This is a genomic window from Paenibacillus algorifonticola (assembly GCF_000971975.1).
GTDB classification, from domain to species: Bacteria; Bacillota; Bacilli; order Paenibacillales; family Paenibacillaceae; genus Pristimantibacillus; species Pristimantibacillus algorifonticola.
Window position 1 is genome coordinate 1 of the sequence record NZ_LAQO01000096.1, and the last position, 1,413, is coordinate 1,413.

Annotated in this window: 2 protein-coding genes; both read left to right on the top strand. The window is 34.0% G+C overall.

Going from position 1 to position 1,413, the window contains the following annotated elements; genetic code table 11:
* Window positions 1–234, top strand: a 234-nt coding sequence (gene tnpA / locus WH37_RS33080; RefSeq protein ID WP_046234934.1) for an IS200/IS605 family transposase, incomplete at its 5' end; no start/stop codon positions are given.
* A 2-nt stretch (window positions 235–236) separates the two neighbouring features.
* Window positions 237–1,310, top strand: coding sequence for an IS200/IS605 family element RNA-guided endonuclease TnpB (tnpB, locus tag WH37_RS33085; RefSeq protein ID WP_046234935.1), 1,074 nt, complete (start codon window positions 237–239; stop codon window positions 1,308–1,310).
* Window positions 1,311–1,413: the final 103 nt, after the last annotated feature.

The window sequence follows — 1,413 nt, forward strand, 5'->3', positions numbered from 1 at the left end:
AAAGATCATATTCACATATTAATGAAAACTCATCCTAATACAGAGATATCTAAATTCCTTAATGCCTATAAGAGTGCATCCTCAAGACTAATTAAAAAAGAATTTCCTTCTATTCGCCAACAACTATGGAAAGAATACTTTTGGTCAAAAAGCTACTGTCTGCTTACAACGGGTGAAGTACCTATCGAAGTTATCAAAAAGTATATTGAAAATCAAGGAGAGAAAGGAGGATGAACATGCTTAAAGCATTCAAATATCGGATATACCCTAATCAAGATCAGCAACAATTTTTTGCTAAAACATTTGGGTGTGTTCGTTTTATCTATAACAAAATGCTTGCAGATAAAATCGAACATTACAAACTTACAGAAAAAATGCTTAACAATACTCCTGCTCCATATAAGAAAGAATTTGAATGGCTAAAAGAAGTTGACAGTCTTGCTTTAGCTAATGTGCAAATGAATCTTGAAAAAGCTTACAAGAATTTCTTTCGTGATAAAAGTGTTGGATTCCCTAAATTCAAAAGTAAGAAGTCAAACCATTTCAGCTATACGACGAATAATCAGAATGGAACGGTGTATATCGATGATGGATTTATTAAAATTCCTAAATTGAAGTCGAAAATCAAAATCAGGCAACACAGATATTTTGAAGGCTTAATAAAGTCATGTACGATTTCAAAAACGCCAACAGGTAAATATTTCATCTCTATACTAGTAGAAACAGTAGTTGAGCAGCTTCCAGCAAACATGAATAAAATCGGAGTTGATCTCGGAATAAAAGAATTTGCTATTACATCTGATGGCGAAACATTCAAAAATCCTAAATGGCTTCGCAAGTCGGAGAAACAGTTGAAATTTTTACAACGTTCACTTTCTCGTAAAAAGAAAAGTAGTAAAAACAGAAATAAAGCAAGATTAAAAGTTGCTAAAATGCACGAAAAGATCGTCAATCAACGTAAAGATTTTCTGCATAAGACATCTTCAATGATGATAAACGAAAACCAAGTAATCGTCATGGAGGACTTAAAAGTTAAAAATATGATGCAAAATCACAAATTAGCTAAAGCGATATCTGAAGTATCTTGGAGCATGTTTAGACACATGCTTGCTTATAAAGCTGCTTGGTATGGGCGAGATGTAATGATTGCACCTAAACATTATGCGAGCAGTCAACTATGTCATGTATGTGAGTATAAGAATGCAGAGACAAAGGATTTGTCAGTAAGACAATGGATATGTCCTTCGTGTGGAGAACAGCATGATCGAGACATCAATGCGGCGAAAAACTTATTAAAATTAGCAATGTAAAATTGCAAATATCGGGATAGGAACTATCCAATTAGCCTAGGTAAACTTGGAACGTTAGTTCTATTGACTAGGAAGCACCCACCTCTAAGCGTTAGCGTAGGTG